Annotated in this window: 2 protein-coding genes; one reads left to right on the top strand and one right to left on the bottom strand. The window is 72.9% G+C overall.

Going from position 1 to position 1512, the window contains the following annotated elements; all coding sequences use genetic code 11:
- Positions 1-384: redoxin domain-containing protein (locus GJV64_RS14330; protein WP_164158137.1), on the bottom strand; the 384-nt coding region annotated here is incomplete at its 3' end.
- A 98-nt stretch (positions 385-482) separates the two neighbouring features.
- On the opposite strand from GJV64_RS14330, the gene GJV64_RS14325 reads away from it, so the two are divergent.
- Positions 483-1512, top strand: a 1030-nt coding sequence (locus tag GJV64_RS14325) for an NAD(P)/FAD-dependent oxidoreductase (protein ID WP_164158135.1), incomplete at its 3' end; no start/stop codon positions are given.

Raw genomic sequence — 1512 nt, 5'->3', positions numbered from 1 at the left:
ACACAGCCCCAGCGCTCCCGCACGCGCCGCCAGCGCCGCAGCACCGCCGCCCACTTCGCCCGACACGGTGACCAGCCGTGCCCCGGCCGCGGCCAGTGCAGACGCGGCATCGCCCCAGCCAGCGCTCTCCACCCGGCACCACGGGCACCACAGGCCGCGATGAAAGCTGATCACCAGCGGCTGGCCACCCGCCAGCAGGCCAGCCAGCGTGTGGAATCGGCCATCGGCATCGGGCAGGGCAAAGCCCGGGAAACGCTGGCCCACGCGCGGCGCCCGGCGCCCGGCCCCCAGCGCCGCCAGCTGCGCCACCAGCGCATCATAGGCCGCGCCATAGACCGACAGACGTTCGGCTTCGGCAGCCAGCAAGGGCGCGATCGGGGTCATGACCGGGTGATAGACCGGGCGCCGCCGCACGCGCCAGTGGCCGCTGTAACGCCGCCCCTCGTGCCGTCGAACAGGCAGGCATGGCTGGCCCACCCCCCTTGACCGACGCGCCAGCCAGCCAGGCACCGGTGGCGATCATTGGGGCCGGCTTTGGCGGGCTGGCGGCGGCGCGCACGCTGGGCGAAGCCGGCCAGCCGTGCGTGGTGATCGACCGGCAGAACCATTATCTGTTCCAGCCTTTGCTCTATCAGGTCGCCACCGCCGGCCTGTCGGCGGCCGATATCGCGGCGCCCATCCGCTCCATCCTGCGCGGCTTGCCGCAGGTTTCGGTGCTGATGGACGAGGTGGTGGGCATCGACCGGCAGGCGCGGCGGGTGTTGCTGGCCAGCGGCGGCGGCATCGCCTTTTCCCAACTGGTGGTGGCCAGCGGCGCCCGCCACGGCTATTTCCGCAATCCCGAATGGGCGGCCCATGCACCCGGCATCAAGACCATCGACGATGCCATCCGCGTGCGCCGCGACCTGCTGCTGGCGCTGGAGCGCGCCGAGACGATGCGCGCCGAAGACCGTGAGACGCGCGCCGAGCATCTGACCTTCGTGGTGGTGGGCGGCGGGCCGACCGGCGTGGAGCTGGCCGGCGCCATCGCCGAACTGGCCCGCCACGCCGCCGAGCGCGATTTCCCCCATATCACCCGCAACTGCGTGCGCGTGGTGCTGGTGGACAGTGGGGACCGGCTGCTGAAGGCACTGCCGCCGGACCTGTCTGCCGCTGCAGCCACCGCGCTCGCCGGGTTGGGAGTGGAGGTGCGCCTCAACGCCCGGGTCACCGCGCTGGCGGCCGGGCACATCATGATCGGCGATGACCGGCTGGCGGCCTGTGTCACCATCTGGGCGGCCGGTGTTGCGGCCTCGCCAGCGGCACAGTGGCTGGGTGCGAAAGCCGACGGCAGTGGCCGCGTGATCGTTGGGGCAGACCTGGCGCTGCCCGATGATCCCGACATCTTCGTGGTGGGCGACACCGCCTGCGCCCCGGGGCCGGACGGGGTGGCGATCCCCGGCCTGGCGCCGGCTGCCAAGCAGATGGGCATCCACGCCGCGCGCGCCATCCTGGCCCGTCGCAAGGGCCGGG

It is taken from the genome of Sandarakinorhabdus rubra (assembly GCF_010994245.1).
Taxonomy (GTDB): Bacteria; Pseudomonadota; Alphaproteobacteria; order Sphingomonadales; family Sphingomonadaceae; genus Sandarakinorhabdus; species Sandarakinorhabdus rubra.
The sequence above is the reverse complement of the archived record's forward strand: the minus strand, read 5'-3'. Positions and strand labels throughout refer to the sequence as shown.